Origin of the sequence: Streptococcus sp. HMSC034E12 (genome assembly GCF_001835915.1) — a bacterium.
Taxonomy (GTDB): Bacteria; Bacillota; Bacilli; order Lactobacillales; family Streptococcaceae; genus Streptococcus; species Streptococcus vaginalis.
Genome location: NZ_KV826477.1, coordinates 25,558 through 48,137, shown reverse-complemented (window position 1 = coordinate 48,137; position 22,580 = coordinate 25,558). Strand labels below are relative to the sequence as shown.

Genomic DNA, 22,580 nt, shown 5'->3' with positions numbered 1-22,580 from the left:
TTCCATTTTACCATAAATTGGAAGAGCTTGCAGGGGTTTTATGAGAAAACGAACGCTTTCACCTTAATTCATAAGATTTAAGACCTAGTTGTTGTTATTCTTTTTTATCTCTAGACTCTCTCAATTTTCTCTGCACTGCCTCTGCCACTTTTCGCGGTACACCCACTTCGACAATTTCATCAACACTAGCTTTCTTGATATTGGCCAAAGATTTAAAATGTCGCATCAGATTTTGCTTGCGTTTAGGCCCCAGTCCTTCAATGCCATCTAGTTGCGAAGAAAAGGAGTTTTTTGAGCGAAGCTGGCGGTGGAAGGTAATGGCAAAGCGGTGCACCTCATCTTGAATGCGTTGTAAGAGGAAAAATTCCTGCGAATTGCGAGATAACTCAACCACTTTCAAAGGATCGCCAAAGAGCAATTCATGCGTCTGGTGCTTGTCATTTTTTTGCAAACCAGCGATAGGAATATCTAACCCTAATTGATTTTGAATGACGTCTTTAGCAATATTGACTTGACCCTGACCACCGTCAATGACAATAAGATCAGGCGGTATTAAACCATCTCGCATAACCCGACTGTAACGGCGCTTAATCACTTCTCGCATACTAGCATAGTCATCAGGACCGATAACTGTCTTAATCTTATACTTGCGATAATCTTTTTTGCTGGGTTTGCCATTGATAAAAACCACCATAGCTGAAACAGGACTTGTTCCCATAATATTGGAATTATCAAACGATTCAATCCGAACTGGAGTGGGAATATTGAGCAACTGACCTAGATTTTCAATAGCTCCCTGTGTTTTTTCAACAGATTTCTCCAACAAATCAAACTTCTGCTGCAAACTAACTTGCGCATTTTTAATAGCCAAATTAACCAGCTGTTTCTTCTCTCCTCGCTGAGGTTTGAGAATCTTCGTATCCACCACAGCCTGAACAGCTATTTCATCAATATCAGATGGAATCAAAATTTCATTGGGAATCAGATGAGATTTTTCCTGATAAAATTGACCAATATAGGTCAGAAAATCCTCGTCAGGGTCATTGTAATAAGGAAACATATTTACATCTCGCTCAATGAGTTTTCCTTGACGGACAAAGAAAACCTGTACACACATCCATCCTTTGTCCACATAATAGCCAAAGACATCCCGATTCTGTAAATCCTTTGCTATCACTCGTTGCTTGGTGCGAAGTGTCGCAATACTTTGAAGCAAATTTCGGTATTCAGCCGCTTTTTCAAATTCCATATTTTCAGCAGCACTAGTCATTTTTCCTTTCAATTCATCAATAATCTTATTATCATGACCTTTGAGGAAATCTGCTACTTCTTGAGCCATCTCTTGAAAGAAATGTGGATCATTATGGCAGACAGTATGAGCTCGACACTGTCCGATATGATAGTAGAAGCAAACTTTCTCAGGTGGATTGGTACACTTGCGGAAAGGAAAAATGCGATCCAGCAGGCGCTTAATTTCATTCGCAGCACCTACATCAGGATACGGGCCAAAATATAAACCACCATCTTTTTTAACCTGACGTGTAATAATAAGTCGCGGATATATCTCATTGGTGATTTTGATAAAAGGGTAGGACTTATCGTCCTTAAGCATGATGTTATATTTAGGCCGATTTTCCTTGATTAGATTGATTTCAAGCAGCAAGGCTTCAATATTAGACTCCGTGACAATAAACTCAAAATCCTCAATCTCAGACACCAGTGCTTCCGTTTTAGTATCATGGCTCCCACGAAAATAAGAGCGCACCCGATTACGCAGATTCTTAGCTTTTCCGACATAGATGATAATGCCATTTTTATCTTTATGAATATAGCAACCTGGACTAGTAGGCAACAATTCTAATTTTGATTTAATCAAGTTGTTCATAATTATCATTATAGCAAAAATGAGCAAAAGGAAGTGAAAAGGAGCATGGAAAACCTAAATTATCTGCAATATAAAAAAGAGGACAACAACGCCCTCTTTCAATAATTGAGATTCCAATTGTCTTAATTGACCATGGTCTCCGTTTCGATATTATTCAAAATCAAGATATTCTTTTTCAAGTTCAAGAACTTCTTCCATCGTTGCACATTCTGTAAGAGCACGTTGAGCAAGTTCTTGCATCTTCTTCGTATCCAATTTCTTCATCAAGCTACGTGTACGAAGAACAGATGTTGCACTCATTGAGAACTCATCCAGACCGATACCAACTAGAAGTGGAACAGCAGTTTGGTCACCTGCCATTTCACCACACATACCAGCCCACTTGCCTTCAGCGTGAGCAGCTTTGACCACTCGATCCACTAAGCGAAGGATAGATGGGTTATATGGTTGGTAAAGATAGGAAACTTGTTCGTTCATACGATCAGCAGCCATTGTGTATTGAATCAAGTCATTGGTACCAATTGAGAAGAAGTCAACTTCTTTTGCAAATTGGTCAGCGAGCATTGCTGCCGCTGGAATTTCAATCATGATACCAACTTGAATATTGTCCGCAACTGCCACACCTTCTGCAAGCAATTTAGCTTTTTCTTCTTCCAAAATGCCCTTTGCTGCACGGAATTCAGTCAACAAAGCAACCATTGGGAACATGATACGCAATTGCCCATGAACAGATGCACGCAAAAGTGCACGTAATTGTGTGCGGAACATTGCATTTCCTGTTTCCGAAATTGAAATACGAAGCGCACGGAATCCAAGGAATGGATTCATTTCTTTTGGAAGATCAAAGTAAGGAAGCTCTTTGTCTCCGCCAATATCCATTGTGCGGACAACAACTGGCTTACCATTCATGCCTTCCAAAACAGCTTTGTAAGCTTCATATTGCTCATCTTCTGTTGGGAAATCTTGGGAATCCATATAAAGAAACTCAGTACGGTAAAGTCCGACAGCTTCAGCGCCATTAGCGTTGACACCTTCAACATCTTTTGGTGTACCGATGTTTGCAGCCAGTTCAAAATGTTTTCCGTCAGCTGTTACTGTTTCAGCATCTTTCAGTAAATCCCATTCAGATTTTTGTTTTGCATAGGCTTCACCCGCTGCTTTAAAGGTTGCAACTTGTTCTTCTGTTGGATTGATAATAACCTCACCAGTAATTCCATTAACAGCAACTGTATCACCGTCTTTTACTAATTCGGTAATGTTATTTGTTCCAAGAACCGCAGCAATTTCAAGAGTACGAGCCATAATAGCTGAGTGACTTGTACGTCCACCAATGTTGGTTACAAAAGCTTTAACAAAGTTTTTATCTAATTGAGCGGTATCAGAAGGAGTCAAGTCGTGAGCAATCACAACCACTTCTTCATTGATCATAGCAGGGTTTGGCAAGCGTACACCAAGCAAGTGAGCCAACACACGTTTGGTCACGTCGCGAATGTCTGCTGCACGTTCTTGCATGTATGGGTTATCTTCCATATTTTCAAAGAGAGTGATGAACATGTCTGTTACTTCTTTCAGACCTGCTTCAGCATTCACTTTTTTTGCACGAATTGTTTCTTTAATCTGACCAATCATTTCTGGGTCAGAAAGTACCATTAAGTGAGCATCAAATACTTGAGCTGCTTCTTCTCCAAGGCTTTCTACTGCTTTCTCACGGATAACAGAAAGCTCGTTCTGTGAAGCTTCAAGAGCTACATCCAAACGAGCCTCTTCTGCATTTGTATCTTCGACTGAAGCAGTCTCAAATGATAAATCCGGTTGAACAAGTAGATATGCCTTAGCAACAGCAACACCATCAGATGCTGCAATTCCTTTTAGCATTTCTGTCATGTTAAGCCAATCCTTCTTTTGTCATTGTTTCTGCGATTGCTACAATTGCATCATCAGCGTCTGCACCTTCTGCAGTAATTGTTACATCAGCCCCTTGACCAACACCAAGACTCATAACACCCATGATTGATTTGAGGTTTACTGATTTACCTTTGTATTCAAGAGTAATATCTGAAGCAAATTTGCTAGCAGTTTGAACTAACAAAGTTGCTGGACGTGCGTGAATACCTGTTTCTGCCACAATGTGGAAATCTTTAGAAGCCATAGTTTGACTCTCCTTTAATGTAATCTTTTTGGGGTCTCATGTGATAACCCTTACAATTCTAGATTATAACATCTTTGTAAAATTTTTTCAAGAATTTTATGTGTATTCAGCAAGTCTTTTTTATGAGAATTACTGAAATTTCATTAAAACGAGATTTTCACTGTCCAATTGATTGACACATTTTTAATCCATTGTTCCCTAAGGAAAGCTTAGTCTAACGAAGCCCAAAACAGGAGTTCATTCTATCTTTTTCTCTTTCCAAGAAAACACTATATCTAGTATCATGGTATTTAAAATCCCAAAACAAAACACAATATTTAGAACGTGACAGTTGACAAAATTCCCTGATTTGGATATACTAATTCTATACTGAATTTAAAGAAATTAGGAGTTCATTATGGTAACTATTTACTCAAAAAATAATTGCGTGCAATGCAAAATGACAAAACGCTTCTTAGATACGAATCATGTCGAATATCGTGAAATCAACTTGGACGAACAGCCTGAATACATCGATCATGTGAAAAGCTTAGGCTTTAATGCTGCTCCAGTCGTTCAAACTCCAACGGAAGCATTTTCCGGTTTTCAACCAGGTAAATTGAAAAAATTATCATAAAATTGTTGTAATCATAGAGCTATCCAGCCGCTTCTATAAACCATAGAAGCTCTTTCTTTTGCAAAACAATTCAATTATTTAGAAAAGGAACAATATGGGACTTAAACAACTCGAAGACGTGACGTATTTCCGTCTGAATAACGAAATCAACCGTCCAATCAACGGACAGATTATGCTTCACAAAGATAAGGAAGCCTTGGAAGCATTCTTTAAAGAAAATGTTGAACCAAATACGAAAAAATTCTCTTCTATCACAGAAAAAATTCACTATTTAATTCAAGAAAACTATTTAGAAAAAGAATTCATCCAGCTTTATTCACCTGAATACATCAAAGAGCTAGCTTCCTTCATTCATGAGCAAGATTTCCACTTTAAATCTTTCATGGCAGCTTATAAATTCTACAATCAATACGCTCTCAAAACAAATGACGGCGAGTATTACCTTGAAAGCATGGAAGACCGCGTTCTTTTCAATGCGCTCTATTTTGCCAACGGTAATGAAGCAATCGCCAAGGATATTGCCAATGAAATTATTCACCAGCGCTATCAACCGGCTACACCAAGCTTCCTCAATGCAGGACGTGCCCGTCGCGGTGAACTAGTTTCTTGCTTCCTCATCCAAGTAACAGATGATATGAACTCTATCGGCCGCTCCATTAACTCTGCTCTGCAGCTATCTCGTATCGGTGGTGGCGTTGGGATCTCTCTCAGTAACCTGCGTGAAGCAGGTGCTCCCATCAAAGGGTATGAAGGGGCTGCTTCTGGTGTTGTACCAGTGATGAAACTGTTTGAGGACAGCTTCTCTTACTCTAACCAGCTGGGGCAACGTCAGGGAGCCGGGGTTGTTTACCTCAATGTCTTCCACCCAGATATCATCGCTTTCCTTTCTACAAAGAAAGAAAATGCTGACGAAAAAGTTCGGGTTAAAACTCTTTCTTTAGGAGTTGTCATTCCAGATAAATTTTACGAATTAGCTCGTAAGAATGAGGAAATGTACCTCTTCAGTCCTTACTCTATTGAATGCGAGTACGGTGTCCCATTTGCTTATATTGATATTACTGACAAATATGACGAATTGGTTGCCAACCCTAAGATTAATAAAACGAAAATTAAAGCTCGTGATTTAGAAACAGAAATTTCTAAACTCCAACAAGAATCTGGCTATCCTTATGTCGTAAATATCGATACAGCTAACCGTTCAAATCCAATCGACGGTAAAATCATCATGAGTAATCTCTGCTCTGAAATCCTGCAAGTACAAGAACCAAGTCTCCTGAATGATGCTCAAGAATTTGTACATTTGGGAACGGATGTTTCTTGCAATCTTGGGTCGACCAATGTAGTCAATATGATGACTTCACCAGATTTCGGTAAGTCTATCCGTACCATGACGCGGGCGCTAACGTTTGTTACAGATAGCTCTCACATCAAAGCCGTTCCGACTATTGATCATGGCAATAGCTTAGCTCATACTTTTGGGCTAGGAGCCATGGGCTTACACAGTTATCTGGCTCAACAGTTGATTGAATATGGTTCAGCTGAATCAGTTGAGTTTACCAGCATTTACTTTATGCTCATGAATTATTGGACACTTGTTGAATCCAACAATATTGCTCGTGAGCGTGGCATGACTTTCCACAACTTTGAAAAATCTGATTATGCCAACGGTACTTACTTTGACAAATACCTGACGGGTGAATTTGTACCTCAGTCTGACCGTGTCAAAGAACTCTTCACAGGCATCTTTATCCCGTCTGCAGAAGACTGGGCAGAGTTACGCGATAAGGTTAAGGCTGACGGTCTCTACCATCAAAACCGCCTAGCCGTTGCACCGAATGGCTCTATCAGCTATATCAATGATGTATCTGCTTCTATCCACCCTATTACGCAACGCATCGAAGAACGCCAAGAAAAGAAAATCGGAAAAATCTACTATCCCGCAGCTGGTCTATCAACTGAGACGATTCCTTATTATACCAGCGCTTACGACATGGATATGCGCAAGGTCATTGATGTCTATGCAGCAGCGACTGAGCATGTAGATCAAGGACTATCTCTGACCCTCTTTATGCGTAGCGACATTCCGCAAGGACTCTACGAATGGAAAACCGAAAACAAACAAACGACACGCGACCTGTCTATCCTGCGCAACTATGCCTTTAACAAGGGCATCAAATCGATCTACTATGTCCGCACCTTTACAGATGACGGCGGCGAAGTTGGAGCCAACCAGTGTGAGAGCTGCGTGATTTAACGAGGATTAAAATTTCTCTTGTTTATGTTAGTACAACAGCTGCTATGAGCGAGATTCTTTTGTACTATATAAAGTTTTTAAAAACCTTTCAGAACAAATTTAAACTATCTGTAAACGATAAAAATCAATTGGAATAAAAGAAAGTAATCAACATGAAAACCTATTATAAAGCCATAAACTGGAATGCCATTGAAGATGTCATTGACAAGTCCACTTGGGAAAAGCTGACCGAGCAATTCTGGCTCGATACGCGAATCCCCCTCTCCAACGATTTGGATGACTGGAGAAAATTATCACCTAAAGAAAAAGACCTTGTTGGTAAGGTCTTCGGCGGATTAACATTATTGGATACGATGCAATCCCAATCAGGTGTCGAAGCTATCCGAGGAGATATTCGCACACCTCATGAAGAGGCTGTGTTGAATAACATCCAATTCATGGAGTCTGTTCACGCTAAGTCGTATTCATCTATTTTCTCAACCCTTAACACGAAATCAGAAATTGACGAAATTTTTGAATGGACCAATACAAATCCTTATTTGCAAAAGAAAGCAGAAATTATCAACGAGATTTACCTCAATGGAAATGCTCTTGAAAAGAAGGTTGCCAGTGTCTTTTTAGAAACCTTCCTCTTCTACTCTGGTTTCTTTACTCCGCTCTACTATCTTGGAAATAACAAATTAGCCAATGTAGCTGAAATCATCAAATTGATTATCCGCGATGAATCTGTCCACGGAACGTATATCGGTTATAAATTCCAGTTAGGCTTTAACGAATTGCCAGAAGAAGAACAAGAAACATTCCGAGAATGGATGTACGACCTGCTCTACACCCTCTATGAAAACGAAGAAGGCTATACAGAAACTTTGTATGACGGCGTCGGATGGACGGAAGAAGTCAAAACTTTCCTTCGGTATAATGCTAATAAAGCTCTGATGAATCTTGGTCAAGACCCACTTTTCCCTGATACAGCTGATGACGTCAATCCGATTGTCATGAATGGTATTTCAACTGGAACCTCTAACCATGACTTCTTTTCTCAAGTCGGAAACGGTTATCTTCTTGGTGAAGTTGAAGCCATGCAAGATGATGATTATAATTACGGGTTATAAAATATCAATTAACAAAAATAACATCTAATAACACAAAAACACGAATGGGACATACCAACAATAAGTGGTACTACTCCTTTCGTGTTTTTGATTTTAAATTATGAATGATTTGCCATTTTTAAACCACTATTGAAACATCGTAAGCAGCATAACGAGAGCTGCTGGTGTGTTGTTTAAAATATGCACAGCTATTGAATCCTTGAGATTTCCTCGACGTGCAAAGGCAGCATAAAGCACTAATCCCATGGCAAAATAAAGTGGAAACTCTGTCCATTTTGAAATATGAGGAAGTGCAAAAATGATAGATGTTATGATGGCTGCTGATATTTTTTGATCTTTCTCAAAGAAAAAGATTGTCGCAAAACCACGGAATACTAATTCTTCAATCACCGGAGCTATTATTGCAACAGTTACTACATATAACAGAGCAAAAAAAATATGATTAACAGACATAATTTTTCCTAGACTTTGTAAAGCGTTATCGTTGCTGGTCGTACTTTGTCCTGTTAAAAGAATATTTAGATAAGTTCCAACTACTGCTACCACTCTCGCCACTAAAAAGAATAACAAGACTTTTCCAAAATCTCCCCAAGAAAACGACAGAACTTTGACGTCTTTTGAGATGTGTGTTTGGTATCTTCTCCATAAAGTGCGGATAGCAAAAAACACGAGCACAAGGTAGGCTAACACCAGTAAAATTTCTATATACACGGGCAAATCTTGCCCTCTAGCTAGAAACAACATAGGAATGCCATTGATAGCCATGACTAACACAATCAGTCCCAATAATTTTAAAATTCCAAATCCAAGATGGGCTATTTTTTTCATTAAAATGCTCCTCGTATAACTAGTTATGTTTCATAAGATTGGGACAGAACTTATCTTGAAAAATTTAAGTTCGTAGTTCCCTACATGCAAGACTGATCAACAGTCTCCCTGACTGTTGAGGCGGTGGATAAAGAAAACAGAGTTTTCGTCAAAAGTGTTCTTTCTAGCTTGAAAAGCGAACAGGTTTGAGACTTGCTTCGCAAGCCCTATCCGCCACCTCAAAGCAATGCTTTGAGCAATCACCTACTGTGCTATTCGCTTATCACTAAATGAGATAGAGGTAGAGATACTTTTTGACCAGCCTTATTTAAAGTATTTCTTTATCATAGAAATATTTACTACATTGATGTAAAGACGGATAAATACTACAATTGCAATAGGAAGGTATTGAATTTCACGTAATAGAAGCGAAATAGTAAACAGGAGGATGTAGAACGCTGGCAAAATAAACTGATTTAACTGAAAAAGAATCTTAAAGCTCTGCTCATAATGTGCTTCTCTTTCTGCTTCATCATAGGTCTTCATCAAGGCTAAAACATCTTCGGGAAATGTAACGATTGGCAATTTAACATGCCGAACCTACTCAATTGTCTTTTGGAGACAATATTGTCCATATAGAATAAAAGCAAGTGCTACATAAGGAAATAAACTGCCTGTAATCAAAACACTATTTTTAGTAATGAATACATTAATGTTAGTATATCAAAAATCGTCAAGATTGTCACAACGTCTAATAAAATAGTACCATATTCCAAATTTTTGAACATCTTCTGATAAAGTTGTTCATTTAATTCATCTCCATTTGTTAATTCTGACTGGCTTTGAATTGTCCGACTAGACTGTAGTAAATAAATTGTCATACAGAATAAAATCAGATTAAGCACACGAATCATCCACCCGAAAAGTGTACTATTTAAAAAGTTGGAAAATGGAAATTTCCGAGCCAACTATTTGCTACAAAAATTCCTAGCAAAACACTCACTACTAGTAAACCGATAATTTTCATCCATTTTTTCATCGCTATTCTCCTTTAGATAAAATACATTTTCTACGTTTTCTCCAAAAATATGTGCAATCTTCAAGGCAATGATGACAGACGGAGCATACTCTCCCCGCTCAATCAAACTGACGGTTTGTCGAGAAACTCCTGCTTTTTTAGCCAACTTTGTTTGATTCAACCTATCTCGCGCTCGAAGTTCTTTTAATCGATTTTCCAGCTTCATATGCTCCTCTCCTTTCATCTCTATTGTAACTCATTCGTGTCATTTTGACAACTATTATTGTCAAAAATCATTAACATTATCATTGTCAATTCAATGTAGAAATTTATCCAATTCATATAAAAATCCCCCAAAATTAGTTTGTACCTAACTTTGAGGGAATCCCTTCAACATGATGTTGATTTTCTTGCTTCAACTAGTCATTATTCTTTTTTGAACGTTTTGCTAAGATGAAGATGACAACTCCTAAAATGACAATTCCTACCAAACCGAGGAAGGTTACTTTTTCACCAGTTGACGGAAGGAAGCCACGTTTATTTTGTTTTGGCGTTTCTTTGACAACTTTGTAATTTACTTTGTAAGTAGAGAAGTGTGTTGTTTTAAAGCTAATCGTTTGATCTTTGTTGAGAACAAAATCAAATTTTTCCGCTTGCTTGCCGTCTTTCATAGCATAAACAGAATCCACCGTAGCACCTTGCTTCACTGGTACTGTCACTACTGTTGAACTGACTTGTGACACTGCTTCGCCTTTTGGATTGGTCAAGGTAATGTCATAGCTATCTGCGTTTTCTTCAATCGTCTTTTTAACTGCTAATTTGAGATTAGCTTTCACCAAATCTGCATTTTGCAAGCGAACCCCTGTGGCTGTATCCACTAAGGTATCAGAAGTTTCGCTTGGTTTAGGTTTTTCAGTATCTGATGAACTAGATGTAGACGTTTCATTTGTACTTGAAGAAGATTGATATGTAGATGAAGTGGAAGATGTGGTTGAAGATGACTCACTTGTACTTGAAGATGGTTCTAAGCTAGAGCTTGGTGGCGTTTGCTCATTTTTAATCTTTTCTTCCATTTCAGCTTCTAGAGCTTTCATTTCTTTAAAGACTGCCTCTGCACGCGCCATACTAGACGCAGTCACTTCTTCTGACGAAGCTCCACCTGCAGCTGCGTATTGTTCATCTAATTTGGCTTGTTCTTCAATCAATCGTGCTTCCAAAGCTTTCCATTTTTCTTGAATGCTATTGCCAAATAATTTTTGATGTTTGGCTGCCATATCGTAAATGTGTGACGCAACCCAGTACCAAGAATCTTTGTCATATTTCGTTGTATCAACTTGATAAGCAGCATAAGTATTGTTGATATTTCCATAGTATGGCAAGTATGGTGCAAAGCGAGGACTACCAACAGAAAGCCACATTGTGCCACCACCCATGCTAGCAGGGATATTATCTTTCAATTGGAAAATGTGCGCTTCCATTACGTTTGGATTGCCAAGAGGATATTTATAGACTGGATCTACTTTTCCACGTTGAGGAATGCCTTTCCCGTCCAATTCCATTTGGTCAAGGGGTTTAAATTGCGTTCCTTCAAAACGGTTCCGCTGCATCCGCATCACATCTGCAACACTGATTTTCTTATTGCTAGATTGCAACAAATCAAAATATTTATCATCATAATTGACTGGTGCGTCTGGATTCAAAGCCTTAATACCTGCCCAAGCACGCGAACGATCAGCTTCTGCCATTGGCGGATTGTAAGATTGGGAAATATGGAACATGCCATTGATTTCCTTGTAGGAATTTGCATCTCGTGCTACTTTTTCTACATTTTCTGAAGCAATGACATTTTCCTTATCATTAAAATCAACACTTCCTAAGAAAAAGGTGTTAGGGAAAATACTATATTTGTCGTCTGGATATTTAATGGCAACATATTGATGACCAGATAAGATTTCCATGTACCAGACACCTGTCTTATCTGCAATTGTCACAATGTTTCCTTCAGCAGCGCCTTGTTTTTTGACAATCTCTGCAATGAGCTCCACACCTTCACGAGCCGTTTTGACATGTGGCAAGACAACCGTTGTCATAATGGATTCTGCTAAACCTTTTTCCACATAAGGATCAACTTTCTGGATATCTTTATTCGCCTTAGCTGATACTGTAGCAGAAATGGAAACTCCATGCTCATTGAAGCCTACTTCATCAAAAATACCGTCTTTTGGTGTAACGTCCGAAACAGAAGTATATTTATAGCTATGTGCGGGTAATTGCCATTCAAAGCCATTGGCTTCATCAATCAGCTTTTCTCCCGCTTGATTGTTCTTGGCTGGATGAACTTTAAAGACTTTGTTATGATTAGGCTCCAAATCCTCTGTACGACCATACAAAGTCGAACCATCTGCTGTCAAGTTCTTCCCAACAATAAAACCTGTACAGGCTTCTACTGCTTGAAAAGGAAAGAGAATGAGAGTAGATAGCAGAATTGTTAAGCGAAAAATCAATTTTTTCATATATTTCTCCTTTTATGATTGCATGTTGAATACATCAACTTTTAAGAGTGAGCATCACTCTTATCACCTTTTTAAAACCGTATACCTTAAATTTAGTATACTATTTTAAATCTATTTTAGCAAGCGGTTTCATATAAGCTTCGTGTGTTTTGGTTCCTTATATCTTAAAATTCATAGTAAAAAACCAGAAAATCATTCCTGGAATTTTTGTTCATATCGTAAAATTTCTTGCAGTATTTCTTGATAATCAGCAGTCTCTAAATGATACGTTAACTCTTCTGGAGTGTAGGAATTTTTTCTCAAAAAGAAATCGCTCGGCACTTCTAATCCTAAAGCATTCAAAACGGTTTGAGAAAATTCTACATAAGCAAATCCAATGGCTGTAATAACATTCTTGTCTTTTACAACAAGCTGATGGAGGAAAGTTCCTTTTTCCAAAAAAGAAAAATACTCTACTAATTCCATATACAGACCACCTGTGTAATACCGGCTTCTCAACAAATCTGCTTTCCCTAAAAACATAGGAGATGAGGAAATAGCCGCTACTATCGTCCGCTTTGTGTCTACCCTTTCCAAAAAAGAAATTAGTCTGGAATCATAAAGGCTAACAAATGGCTCTAGCGTGCCTGGCAATATGATGCAATCATACTTTTCATTTTGCACTTCTTTAAAAGTAAAATCTGGAATAACTTGCAATCCTTCTTCACTCGTATAGACTTTCTTTTCTGAAGCAAGATAATCCAAAGATTGTCCAAAAGAAAGACAAAGTGTTGATGTCAAAGTTGTGATTTCCTGCAATGAACATGCTGGATACAGCAAAACTGCTATTTTCATAGATGCTCCTTCTCGAAAGGTGAGGCATACCTCTTCTACAAGATTTTTATTTCCTATGTTTATCAGGATCCCAAACGAAACTTGCGATGAAACTGAAAGCAAATGTCAGCAAGCCAACAACAATTGACAGTAACAGAGCGATCAAACGGGGGATTAGCAATAATATATTTGGATTTTTTTTCACTTCAAGAGCTGCTACTTCTGCATCTAAACGATCAAATTCTGTCTGAATACGACAGGCAACTTCTTCCACACCCTCATCATTCATCTTTTTGATGTCTGAAATATCAATGGGTTGTCCAAAATCCATGTCTACACGTTCGCCTTTTGCCAAACCTTTCAAACTCATCGGTCCTACATAAACAACTGGAAGAATGCGTACCTTTGCCATTTTAGCAATCAGTGCAACGCCCCCTTTTACATCTGTCGAATGCCGACTTCCACTTGGAAACATAATCAAAGACCGATTGCTTGATTTCAACATCTTGACGGGGTATTTAATAGCAGATGCTCCTGGATTCTCACGGTCAATCGGAAATGCACCACACATGCGAATCCACCAACCGAAGACGCGATTTGTAAACAATTCTTTTTTTGCCATAAAGATAAATTGCTTGGGTCTTGTTGCAAAAGCCATGTAAACAGGATCCCACCAAGTACGGTGTGGAGCCACTAAAATATAATTTTCCTCTTGGTCTGGAATGTTCTCCAAATGATGGTATTGAGCATTACCATTTAAAGCCCATAAAATCAACATCACCAATCTTCTTAAATATCTATAAAACATAGGCTCTCCCTTCTTATCCTTTTTATTATACCTTATCCAATGACCACTCGCAAACTTTTTTTGTTTTAAAACTGTTACAGCTGAATGGATTCTATTAGAAATTTTATTAAAAAAATGGTATGATTATCCTCATGAACATGAAAGAATTTACAGGATTAACCCACCAGCAAGTCCAAGAAAAAATTGCACAAGGACTTACCAATAATTTTACAGCCAATACGAGTACCAGCACCTGGCAAATCATCAAGCGCAATGTTTTTACGCTATTTAATGCGTTAAATTTTGCCATTGCCCTGGCACTCGTTACTGTACAAGCATGGAGCAACTTGGTTTTCTTTGCTGTTATCTGTTTTAATGCCCTCTCTGGTATCGTGACAGAATTGCGAGCTAAACACATGGTCGACAAACTGAATCTTTTAAACAAAGAAAAGATAACGGTCATTCGCGATGGAAAATCTAGTCAAATCAATCCAGAAGACTTAGTCTTGGATGACTGTATTCAATTGGCTACGGGGGAGCAGATTCCAAGTGACGCAACTGTTTTAGACGGTTTTGCAGAAGTGAACGAAGCCATGTTGACAGGTGAAAGTGACCTTGTTCAAAAGGAGATTGGGGAGCAATTGCTCTCAGGAAGTTTTCTTGCCAGCGGGCGTGTTATTGCTAAAATCACTCATGTAGGCTCTGATAATTATGCTTCTAAACTGATGCTAGAGGCTAAGACTGTCAAACCAATCAATTCTCGTATCATGAAATCCATGGACAGGATTGCAGGTTTTACAGGAAAAATCATTATCCCTTTCGGAATTGTGCTCTTTCTAGAAGCTCTCTTTGTAAAACATTTACCTGTCAAAGACTCAGTTGTCAATACCTCAACGGCTCTTCTGGGAATGCTACCAAAAGGAATTGCTCTTTTAACGATTACTTCTCTTTTAACAGCTGTCATCAAGCTGGGCTTACGAAAAGTCCTCGTACAAGAAATGTACTCCGTTGAAACATTGGCCCGTGTTGATATGCTCTGTCTTGATAAGACAGGCACCATTACACAAGGGAAAATGCACGTTGAAACCTTCAGCCCACTCACAGAAGATTTTTCAGAACAAGCAATCTCTGACATTCTTAGTGCTTATATCACTGCAAGCGATGACAATAATCCAACTGCCCAAGCCATTCGCAAGCAATTTACTACTCCGACTGACTATCAAACAAGTAATATGATTCCATTTTCGAGTGACCGTAAATGGGGAGCTATGGAAATGTCGGACTTAGGTACTGTCTTTCTCGGTGCGCCTGAAATGCTCTTTCATGAAGAAATTGAGCTAGCACAGGAAGCTCAAAAGCGTGGTTCGCGTGTGCTTGCTTTAGCTATTAGTCCTGAACGCATTGACCATAAACACATTCACTTACCAAGTAGCATTCAACCCATTGCCATTTTAGAAATCACAGATCCGATTCGTGACGGAGCAGCTGATACTTTGGAATACTTACGCTCACAAGAAGTGGGATTAAAAATCATCTCAGGCGACAATCCAATTACTGTATCAAACATTGCTGCAAAGGCAGGATTTGCAAACTACCAAAGTTATGTTGATTGCTCAAAAGTAACGAATCAAGAGTTGATTGAGCTGGCAGAAACGACTGCTATCTTTGGTCGTGTTTCTCCTCATCAAAAGAAACTTATCATTCAAACCCTGAAAAAAGCAGGACACACCACAGCTATGACTGGTGATGGAGTCAATGATATTCTGGCATTACGGGAAGCAGACTGCTCCATTGCCATGGCTGAAGGAGATCCCGCAACACGACAAGTTGCCAATCTCGTTTTGCTCAATTCTGACTTTAACGATGTCCCTGAAATTCTCTTTGAAGGACGCCGTGTTGTTAATAACATCGCCCGCATTGCACCAATTTTCCTCATTAAAACAACCTATTCGTTCATTTTGACAATCATTTGTATTTCTAGTATCTTACTGGGACGAGCAGAATGGCTCTTGGTCTTTCCATTTATCCCCATTCAAATCACCTTAATTGACCAATTTGTTGAAGGTTTACCACCTTTTGTCCTCACCTTTGAGCGCAATATCAAACCAGTCGAACCCGACTTTCTTAAAAAAGCTATTTTTAAGGCTCTACCGAGCGGTTTAATGGTCGTCTTTAGCGTTTTATTTGTCAATATTTTCGGTGGACTACATGGCTGGTCACAAATAGCAATCTCAACTCTGCTTTATTATTTATTAGGCTCTATCGGCTTTCTATCTGTTGTTCGTGCCTGCCTGCCACTCAATCTCTGGCGGATTCTGCTGATCCTCTGGTCACTCATTGGCTTCTTTGGAACAGCCGTTCTCCTGCAAAAGTACATCGAAATCGCTACTCTAACCAGCAATAGCTTCCCAATCTATATCATTTTGATGATTTTATTTACAATTACTTTTATTGTCGTGACACGCATACAGAATAAACGGGAACAAAATTTATAAAATTTAAGGTATAGCAGTAAGAAAAAACGTACATTTTTGTCTTACTGCTTATTTTTGTTGCTTCTTTTCCTCTACATCATGATATAATAAGGATATATGGCAGAAATTCTTTTAAAAGACGGTGAGCGAATCAATCAGCTCTTTTCTACTGACGTCAAAATTATTCAAAATCGAGAGGTCTTTAGCTATTCAGTAGATAGCGTGCTCCTCTCTCGCTTTCCAAATTTACCTAAGCGTGGTCTTATCGTGGATCTTTGTGCTGGAAATGGTGCCGTTGGGCTTTTTGCAAGCACCCGAACCAAGGCTCAAATCATAGCAGTTGAAATTCAAGAGAGACTGGCAGATATGGCAGAGCGCTCTATTGAGCTAAATGGCTTAACCCACCAAATGCAGGTCATTCAGGATGATTTGAAATATCTCACCCACTATATCGACGGTAGTAAAGTGGACATGATTTTATGCAATCCGCCTTATTTTAAAGTGGATGAACATTCTAATCTCAATGCAAGCCGACATTATCTACTTGCACGGCATGAAATTGCGACCAATCTGGAAGAAATCTGTCAAATTTCCCAACGTATCTTGAAATCCAACGGACGCTTAGCAATAGTTCATCGTCCCGAACGATTCCTTGATATTGTTGACACTATGACTGCTCACAATTTAGCACCAAAACGCATTCAATTTGTTTACCCAAAGACAAATCGAAAAGCCAATATGCTCCTAATTGAAGCTATCAAAGATGGTTCCCGTGACGGGCTAAAAATCCTGCCACCGCTTTTCATTCATAATGAAGATGGCAGCTACACCCCAGAAATTCATGAGATTTACTATGGAAACTAAAGCCTATATGTACGTTCTGGAATGTGCCGACGGCTCTCTCTACACAGGGTACACGACCGATGTCAAAAAACGACTTCATACGCATAATACCGGAAAAGGCGCCAAATACACGCGTACACGATTACCCATTACTCTTTTGTATCAAGAAGAATTTCCCGACAAACCTTCTGCCATGTCAGCCGAGGCCCTCTTTAAAAGAAAAACACGACAACAAAAATTAGAATATATTGCAGATAAGAAAAAGTAGAAAGCGGGAGGTCTTTCTACTTTTTTGCAATGATTTATTGGTTATTTTTCTTAGAAATGACAGCAACAAATACACTCAGAAAAACAACACCGATACCAGCTAGATATGACATGCTAGTACCGGTACTTGGTAATAGTTCATTGGATTTAGCTAATTTTTCGTCGCTTGTAGTAGGCAAAGTTTCTTTGGTTTTAGTTATTTGAGAGGTCTCTTCGTTTTTATTAGACAAATCAGAATCTGTCAATCCAGCATGAGAGTTTCCTCCTTTTTGTTCTTTGTTATTAGAATTTTCCTTTATTTTTTTACCATCTTCATGCTGAACAGTAGAAGAAGACTGGTTTTCTAGTGGTACAAGTGCTTGAATGGCAGTCTGTAAAGCTTCGCTTTCTGCATTAACTTCTGCTTGTGTTGTATCATTTTTTTGTAAAACAGCCTGCACCTCTTCTACTTGAACTTTCAATTTAGTAAGCGAATCTTTTGTATAATGTGTACCTTTTGTCAATTTTTCTTTTGCAGCAGAAATTGCTGTTGCCAAATCTGTTTTATCCACATCTTCTTTGGTTAAAAGCAAATCGTCAATCGTCCCCCAAGAACCTTTATTTGCTTTCACAGTCACTCCCAATGTCACCTCTGTCTCTTTTGTTAGTGTAAAGTTCAATTTCGCTGTCTGCCAATTTGACCAACCAGCTAGTTTGACTTTTTCACTTTGAACATTTACTGCCTCAGCACGAGCAAAAGCATAAATATCTTCAGAGCCATTCGTATCACCACCTTGAATTTGAGCAGAAAATTGATAAGTTCCTGCTGGAAGTGTTATCTTTCTTTCAATGCCAGTTGTGTAATCGTTTGCGCCATTGTAGAAATTCATGGCATACTTGCCTGTTTTAGGCGTGTCTTGTCTACGCTTGATAAAATCGTTAAAAGTATAATCTGAAAGATCTTCTTCCTCAAAGCTAGAATTTGATAACAAACTCTCTTGCAGCTCTGCTTCTTCATTCTTATCATATTTTAGATTTGTATTCAACCCAGTATAAACATATTTAAATGTTGCAAGTGATGGCAAAGCTTTTCCTGTAAAATCAAACAATGCTTGATTATCCCATTCAGAGCCACCGTAATTTTCCTGATTAACATTTGGATCATACCCAATGGCGGCACTAGAAGCCCAGCCCGAACCGTATTTTTCCCAAATAGGTGTATTTACTTCTTTTCCTTTGGAACTAACCGGTGTCCAAGCTGGTTCCCAATAAAAGATGCCTAATGCACTTGCTTTATTCGCTGCATCAATGACATCTCGTAAGGCATGCGATTGCCCCTGAACAGAGGCGGGATAGCCACCTACCAGCATTTGATTTTGTGTTCGGATAACATTTTGTTGACCATCTCCATCTTCTAATGTATAGGCATAAGAAGTCTCTGCTACAAGTGTCTTTTTCCCATACTTTTCGGTCACTGTCTTTAAAACTGAAGTCAGATTATCTAAATTACCATGCCAAAAACTATAATAACTAGTAGCAAATACATCATAATCAATATGGTGATCTGATAAACCTTTTGCGTAATTTAGTATCGTTTCCGTTTTATCTGGGTTTGTAAAATGAAAAGCTATCAGTATAGTTGCATCCACTTCTCGCACTGCTTTGGCGCCTGCTGCAAACAACTGATAGCGTTCCTCTCCTGCTTCACCTGCTATCCCGCTACTCGTTGTTTCATTACCAACTTGAACCATTCCAACATCGACACCAGCTGCTTTTATTTTTTGAAGGCTCGTTTTGGTGTATTGATATAAAGCCTCTGATTTTTCAGACACATTCATATTTGTCCAATCTTTTGGTGGAACTTGCCGTCCTGGATCAGCCCAAAAATCTGAATAATGAAAGTCCACTAGTAGCCGCATACCATGTGCTGTAGCTCGTTTGCCAATCTCAATCGCCTTTTCTATATCGCTATTTCCAGCGCCATAACCATGTCCGTTATTATCATAAGGATTATTCCATACTCTAACGCGAATGTAATTCACACCATTTTCTTTCAAAATATCAAAGATATCTTTGACATTCCCATTTTCATCTTTGTACTCTACACCACTTTGTTCTTGAGCAATTACTGTTGAAATATCCGTCCCCATGATAAAATCAGATGATAAATTTTCTACTTTATCAACACGTATCTTAGTATTTTCATTAGCTTTAATAGGAATGACTCCTCCAAGCAAACAAAGACTAGCAGCAAAAACAAGCGACAATCTTAATCCTATTTTCATACAGTTTTCCTATTTCTAATTGGTTTAATATTTTAGTATTCGCTTTAAAAAACTGATAAAACAAGAAATAGGTTTTATCAGTTTTTAAACGAACATTTTATAAGAAGGCTAGTTATTCAAAATGCGAAAGAACGAATTGCACAGCACCTTTAGGATCACGCGTCAATTTGATATATTCAGCACCTTTTGTCGCAACAAGTTTGATGCCCAATTTATCCGTATCTTTCTTAATATCTTCATAGTAAGAATTGACTTGTGGAGCTAGCACAATCATGTCAAAATCTTTCATAATATCGTAGTGCGAACCATAAGCACCAGCTGTTGAACTAAGGTCTATGCCTAGTTCTACTGCGCCTTCTGTTAGTGCATTTGCTAGCATGGCGCTTGTCCCTGCACCGGCACATAGAACCAAAATATTATGATGCCTTCCATCTGCAACCGCTTGAATTTGATCGTCTATTTCTGCTTCTGCTGCTTCTTCGAGCTCCATCACTTCTGCTTTTTTCGCTTCTTCTTCTACTAATGAATCATCGTACGCTTTGATAAATGGAAGGTAGATGAAAGAATCAACTACAATCAACAACAGCATCAAGACAATAGATAAGATTCCTGCACCCGTACCTAAAATCAAGCCAATCGGTGCTGGCGTTGCCCAAGGAAGGACATACATAAAGCTATTCATACCTAACACATCAACAAAGAACTTGAAAGCACAAACATTGATTATTGGAGTGATTAAAAATGGAATAAAGAAATAAGGATTTAAAATAATCGGTGTTGCAAACAACAATGGTTCATTGACTGCAAAGCAAACCGGAACAAAGGAAGCTTTCCCGACAGCTTTTAATTGCTTAGATTTTGCAAAGAGCATGAAGAGGAATGGAACAACCAATGTTGCACCTGTACCCCCCATTGTGCCAACGAAGTTTCCAAGTCCAACTGTCAACACGTTTGAAGCATGATGACCTGCTTTTACCAACTGTAAATTTGTTTCCACATTTGCATAAATAATCGCGACAATAGCTGGTTCTACAATTGAAGGACCATGCACACCAACAAACCAGAAGAGCGCCATTGCTCCCCAAATAATTGAAATTCCTAAATAGCCATCAGCTGCGGTAAACAAAGGTTGGAGAAGTGTGATAACAGCTTCTGCAAACGAATGCCCAAAGAAATAACGTACGATTGTATCAATCAGAACAGCAGCAAATACTGCAAATGAAAATGGAAAGACATCACGGAAAGTTTGAGAAATTGTTCCAGGAACTTCTTTTGGCATCTTAATAGTAATGCTAAACCAATCAACTCTGGAACGATATTCAAGAAATAATTTGGGTGTTTCACATAGCGGAAAAGCCAATGATCGACAAACTTATGATCGTTTACAAGCATCAATTTCACTGTCCAAATGTCCCCTAATAATTGCGTCACAACATAGAGCATAAACATTGAAAATAGCAATAGCCCCAAACCTATAGCACTAAGTGCGTCAAACCAAACCTGACGTATCGTAGCTTCAGCAAAGCAAGAAAGGTAAAATAAAATGTGAAGAATAGTGATATACTTGGTATTTTGCACGCCATATTCGCGCCCACCATTTGCCAATATCGCTTTCTCATTCTTCATCGATATTTTTAGAAATACCAACCGAAATACAAATACCGCTAAAACAATAAGTCCTGATAAAGTCATACGACCTCCTTATAATAAAATAATCTATTTTATTATATAAAGTGGGGATTTCCTAAGTCAATACATTCAAAAAATATCATATAAACTGTAGAAAGAATTTACAATGTTGTTAGTTCGATTTCGTCTACAATTCGTTTTACATCGGCTGGGTCTACTTTTGGAGTCCATTGCAGGCAGTTAGCTGTTGCATAAGCACAGGCACGAATGACAGCCTCTCTATCAACTCTCTCCTTACTTTCTAAAGCATGGCAGAGACTTCCAAGGAAAAAGTCGCCTGACGCAATAGGATTTTTAACATGAATTGTTGGAAACGTCAGTTGGAAAACATCATCCTGCAGGCGTGCTACGACTCCTTTTCCTCCCATTGTCACAATGAAATAGGGAATTTCATCATATTCTTTGAGAAGTTTTGCTGCTTCTTCTGCAGTTTCAACTGGACATCCTGTTAATTCTGCCAATTCTTCATCGTTAATTTTTACAATGTCAGGTTGTGCTGAAAAAGCTGCTTTTAGTGCGACACCGCTTGTGTCTACTACTAAATTCACATTCTCTGGCAAAAGACGACCAATTTGTGCAATATAATCATCTGGCATCCCTTTCATCAAAGAGCCAGAAAACACAACGCTATCGCCAGATTGAATGCGCTTTATAAGATTTGCAGTGAATTGTTCTAATAAATCCTTATTCAGCTCAAATCCCGCTTCATACACAAGATAGGTTTTTCCTAATTCTGTATCAATCATAATTGTACAAGTACGCGTATTTTTATCAACTTCTGTCACAACGAGCGGAATACCGTCTTCTTCATTTAATCGTTGAATATATTCGCCCATTTTGCCACCTAACATTGTATGAATGCAAAAATTTCCTTGTTCTTCGCCTTTTTCGCAATTCAGGACATAAGCCACATTAAAACTCTTTCCGCCAGCATTTTCATGCACTTGACTTGGTCGGTTGACCACATCTTCTTTAAACTGACTAAGTAAAACTGTCCGATCCAAAGCTGGATTTGGACAAACTAAATGGATCATGTTTCTTCCTTTCTTTTTTTTCAATCAAAAGCCAGACTATTTCAAAAGGAATAGT

General features: G+C 38.5%; 19 protein-coding genes and 2 pseudogenes. 6 read left to right on the top strand and 15 right to left on the bottom strand.

Annotated features, from left to right (window positions below; translation table 11 throughout):
• Positions 1 to 94 precede the first annotated feature (94 nt).
• The 3 genes from uvrC to HMPREF2574_RS08985 form a co-directional block, all read right to left on the bottom strand.
• Positions 95 to 1,885, bottom strand: a complete 1,791-nt coding sequence (uvrC, locus tag HMPREF2574_RS08995; protein ID WP_070812486.1) for an excinuclease ABC subunit UvrC — start codon at positions 1,883 to 1,885, stop codon at positions 95 to 97.
• A gap of 150 nt (positions 1,886 to 2,035) precedes the next feature.
• Positions 2,036 to 3,769, bottom strand: a complete 1,734-nt coding sequence (gene ptsP, locus HMPREF2574_RS08990; protein WP_070812485.1) for a phosphoenolpyruvate--protein phosphotransferase — start codon at positions 3,767 to 3,769, stop codon at positions 2,036 to 2,038.
• A 1-nt stretch (position 3,770) separates the two neighbouring features.
• Entirely contained in the window at positions 3,771 to 4,034 is a 264-nt protein-coding gene (locus HMPREF2574_RS08985) for a phosphocarrier protein HPr (RefSeq protein WP_003023815.1), read from the bottom strand.
• A gap of 397 nt (positions 4,035 to 4,431) precedes the next feature.
• On the opposite strand from HMPREF2574_RS08985, the gene nrdH reads away from it, so the two are divergent.
• The 3 genes from nrdH to nrdF all read left to right on the top strand — a co-directional run bounded on the left by nrdH (position 4,432) and on the right by nrdF (position 8,016).
• Positions 4,432 to 4,650 carry a glutaredoxin-like protein NrdH gene (gene nrdH, locus HMPREF2574_RS08980; RefSeq protein WP_003023812.1) on the top strand — a complete coding sequence of 73 codons (219 nt, stop codon included), beginning with the start codon at positions 4,432 to 4,434 and terminating at the stop codon, positions 4,648 to 4,650.
• 94 nt (positions 4,651 to 4,744) lie between these two features.
• Positions 4,745 to 6,904, top strand: a complete 2,160-nt coding sequence (gene nrdE / locus HMPREF2574_RS08975) for a class 1b ribonucleoside-diphosphate reductase subunit alpha (RefSeq protein ID WP_070812484.1) — start codon at positions 4,745 to 4,747, stop codon at positions 6,902 to 6,904.
• 152 nt (positions 6,905 to 7,056) lie between these two features.
• Entirely contained in the window at positions 7,057 to 8,016 is a 960-nt protein-coding gene (gene nrdF / locus HMPREF2574_RS08970) for a class 1b ribonucleoside-diphosphate reductase subunit beta (protein ID WP_070812483.1), read from the top strand.
• 126 nt (positions 8,017 to 8,142) lie between these two features.
• Here the strand turns inward: nrdF and HMPREF2574_RS08965 are convergent, their stop codons facing one another.
• From HMPREF2574_RS08965 to HMPREF2574_RS08930, 7 genes are all read right to left on the bottom strand, one after another.
• Positions 8,143 to 8,844, bottom strand: a complete 702-nt coding sequence (locus HMPREF2574_RS08965; RefSeq protein WP_070812482.1) for a CPBP family intramembrane glutamic endopeptidase — start codon at positions 8,842 to 8,844, stop codon at positions 8,143 to 8,145.
• Positions 8,845 to 9,147: 303 nt separating this feature from the next.
• Positions 9,148 to 9,408, bottom strand: coding sequence for a DUF3169 family protein (locus tag HMPREF2574_RS10975; protein ID WP_042754189.1), 261 nt, complete (start codon positions 9,406 to 9,408; stop codon positions 9,148 to 9,150).
• 95 nt (positions 9,409 to 9,503) lie between these two features.
• Positions 9,504 to 9,704 carry a hypothetical protein gene (locus tag HMPREF2574_RS10970; protein WP_224783988.1) on the bottom strand — a complete coding sequence of 67 codons (201 nt, stop codon included), beginning with the start codon at positions 9,702 to 9,704 and terminating at the stop codon, positions 9,504 to 9,506.
• A gap of 87 nt (positions 9,705 to 9,791) precedes the next feature.
• Positions 9,792 to 10,067: a helix-turn-helix transcriptional regulator gene (locus HMPREF2574_RS08945; RefSeq protein ID WP_024053000.1), complete on the bottom strand. Its 276-nt coding sequence runs from the start codon at positions 10,065 to 10,067 to the stop codon at positions 9,792 to 9,794.
• A 193-nt stretch (positions 10,068 to 10,260) separates the two neighbouring features.
• Entirely contained in the window at positions 10,261 to 12,354 is a 2,094-nt protein-coding gene (locus HMPREF2574_RS08940; protein WP_070241829.1) for a C69 family dipeptidase, read from the bottom strand.
• A 192-nt stretch (positions 12,355 to 12,546) separates the two neighbouring features.
• Positions 12,547 to 13,188, bottom strand: a complete 642-nt coding sequence (locus tag HMPREF2574_RS08935) for a DJ-1/PfpI family protein (RefSeq protein WP_070812481.1) — start codon at positions 13,186 to 13,188, stop codon at positions 12,547 to 12,549.
• A 46-nt stretch (positions 13,189 to 13,234) separates the two neighbouring features.
• Complete coding sequence (locus tag HMPREF2574_RS08930; RefSeq protein ID WP_024052997.1) at positions 13,235 to 13,975, bottom strand: lysophospholipid acyltransferase family protein; 741 nt, start codon at positions 13,973 to 13,975, stop codon at positions 13,235 to 13,237.
• Positions 13,976 to 14,094: 119 nt separating this feature from the next.
• Here HMPREF2574_RS08930 and HMPREF2574_RS08925 point away from each other — a divergent pair, with 119 nt between their 5' ends.
• The 3 genes from HMPREF2574_RS08925 to HMPREF2574_RS08915 all read left to right on the top strand — a co-directional run bounded on the left by HMPREF2574_RS08925 (position 14,095) and on the right by HMPREF2574_RS08915 (position 17,539).
• The gene (locus HMPREF2574_RS08925; protein WP_070812480.1) at positions 14,095 to 16,449 is read left to right on the top strand and encodes a cation-translocating P-type ATPase; all 2,355 of its coding nucleotides are present in this window, start codon (positions 14,095 to 14,097) and stop codon (positions 16,447 to 16,449) included.
• Between the two features lie 96 nt (positions 16,450 to 16,545).
• Positions 16,546 to 17,292, top strand: a complete 747-nt coding sequence (locus HMPREF2574_RS08920) for a tRNA1(Val) (adenine(37)-N6)-methyltransferase (RefSeq protein WP_070812479.1) — start codon at positions 16,546 to 16,548, stop codon at positions 17,290 to 17,292.
• Positions 17,282 to 17,539 (top strand): GIY-YIG nuclease family protein, encoded by a 258-nt coding sequence (locus tag HMPREF2574_RS08915; protein WP_070812478.1) that lies wholly within the window; start codon positions 17,282 to 17,284, stop codon positions 17,537 to 17,539. Before HMPREF2574_RS08920 ends, HMPREF2574_RS08915 begins: the two co-directional genes overlap by 11 nt.
• 34 nt (positions 17,540 to 17,573) lie before the next feature.
• Here HMPREF2574_RS08915 and HMPREF2574_RS08910 read toward each other — a convergent pair whose 3' ends face one another.
• From HMPREF2574_RS08910 to HMPREF2574_RS08895, 5 genes and pseudogenes are all read right to left on the bottom strand, one after another.
• Positions 17,574 to 19,802 (bottom strand): glycosyl hydrolase 53 family protein, encoded by a 2,229-nt coding sequence (locus tag HMPREF2574_RS08910; RefSeq protein ID WP_070812477.1) that lies wholly within the window; start codon positions 19,800 to 19,802, stop codon positions 17,574 to 17,576.
• 112 nt (positions 19,803 to 19,914) lie between these two features.
• Positions 19,915 to 20,220: pseudogene (locus HMPREF2574_RS11145) on the bottom strand (lactose/cellobiose PTS transporter subunit IIB); the annotation flags it as partial.
• 44 nt (positions 20,221 to 20,264) lie between these two features.
• Positions 20,265 to 21,093: pseudogene (locus tag HMPREF2574_RS08905) on the bottom strand (PTS transporter subunit EIIC); the annotation flags it as partial.
• A complete protein-coding gene (locus tag HMPREF2574_RS08900) occupies positions 20,997 to 21,494 on the bottom strand; it encodes an isoprenylcysteine carboxylmethyltransferase family protein (protein WP_070812476.1) in 498 nt (165 codons plus the stop codon). The gene HMPREF2574_RS08900 and the pseudogene HMPREF2574_RS08905, both read right to left, overlap by 97 nt.
• A 98-nt stretch (positions 21,495 to 21,592) precedes the next feature.
• Complete coding sequence (locus HMPREF2574_RS08895) at positions 21,593 to 22,525, bottom strand: 1-phosphofructokinase family hexose kinase (protein WP_070584294.1); 933 nt, start codon at positions 22,523 to 22,525, stop codon at positions 21,593 to 21,595.
• Positions 22,526 to 22,580: the final 55 nt, after the last annotated feature.

Bases quoted from the DNA above. Each gene is read 5' to 3' on its own strand.
- uvrC (WP_070812486.1), bottom strand. From the start codon at position 1,885: ATGAACAACTTGATTAAATCAAAATTAGAATTGTTGCCTACTAGTCCA.
- ptsP (WP_070812485.1), bottom strand. From the start codon at position 3,769: ATGACAGAAATGCTAAAAGGAATTGCAGCATCTGATGGTGTTGCTGTT.
- HMPREF2574_RS08985 (WP_003023815.1), bottom strand. From the start codon at position 4,034: ATGGCTTCTAAAGATTTCCACATTGTGGCAGAAACAGGTATTCACGCA.
- nrdH (WP_003023812.1), top strand. From the start codon at position 4,432: ATGGTAACTATTTACTCAAAAAATAATTGCGTGCAATGCAAAATGACA.
- nrdE (WP_070812484.1), top strand. From the start codon at position 4,745: ATGGGACTTAAACAACTCGAAGACGTGACGTATTTCCGTCTGAATAAC.
- nrdF (WP_070812483.1), top strand. From the start codon at position 7,057: ATGAAAACCTATTATAAAGCCATAAACTGGAATGCCATTGAAGATGTC.
- HMPREF2574_RS08965 (WP_070812482.1), bottom strand. From the start codon at position 8,844: ATGAAAAAAATAGCCCATCTTGGATTTGGAATTTTAAAATTATTGGGA.
- HMPREF2574_RS10970 (WP_224783988.1), bottom strand. From the start codon at position 9,704: ATGACAATTTATTTACTACAGTCTAGTCGGACAATTCAAAGCCAGTCA.
- HMPREF2574_RS08945 (WP_024053000.1), bottom strand. From the start codon at position 10,067: ATGAAGCTGGAAAATCGATTAAAAGAACTTCGAGCGCGAGATAGGTTG.
- HMPREF2574_RS08940 (WP_070241829.1), bottom strand. From the start codon at position 12,354: ATGAAAAAATTGATTTTTCGCTTAACAATTCTGCTATCTACTCTCATT.
- HMPREF2574_RS08935 (WP_070812481.1), bottom strand. From the start codon at position 13,188: ATGAAAATAGCAGTTTTGCTGTATCCAGCATGTTCATTGCAGGAAATC.
- HMPREF2574_RS08930 (WP_024052997.1), bottom strand. From the start codon at position 13,975: ATGTTTTATAGATATTTAAGAAGATTGGTGATGTTGATTTTATGGGCT.
- HMPREF2574_RS08925 (WP_070812480.1), top strand. From the start codon at position 14,095: ATGATTATCCTCATGAACATGAAAGAATTTACAGGATTAACCCACCAG.
- HMPREF2574_RS08920 (WP_070812479.1), top strand. From the start codon at position 16,546: ATGGCAGAAATTCTTTTAAAAGACGGTGAGCGAATCAATCAGCTCTTT.
- HMPREF2574_RS08915 (WP_070812478.1), top strand. From the start codon at position 17,282: ATGGAAACTAAAGCCTATATGTACGTTCTGGAATGTGCCGACGGCTCT.
- HMPREF2574_RS08910 (WP_070812477.1), bottom strand. From the start codon at position 19,802: ATGAAAATAGGATTAAGATTGTCGCTTGTTTTTGCTGCTAGTCTTTGT.
- HMPREF2574_RS08900 (WP_070812476.1), bottom strand. From the start codon at position 21,494: ATGACTTTATCAGGACTTATTGTTTTAGCGGTATTTGTATTTCGGTTG.
- HMPREF2574_RS08895 (WP_070584294.1), bottom strand. From the start codon at position 22,525: ATGATCCATTTAGTTTGTCCAAATCCAGCTTTGGATCGGACAGTTTTA.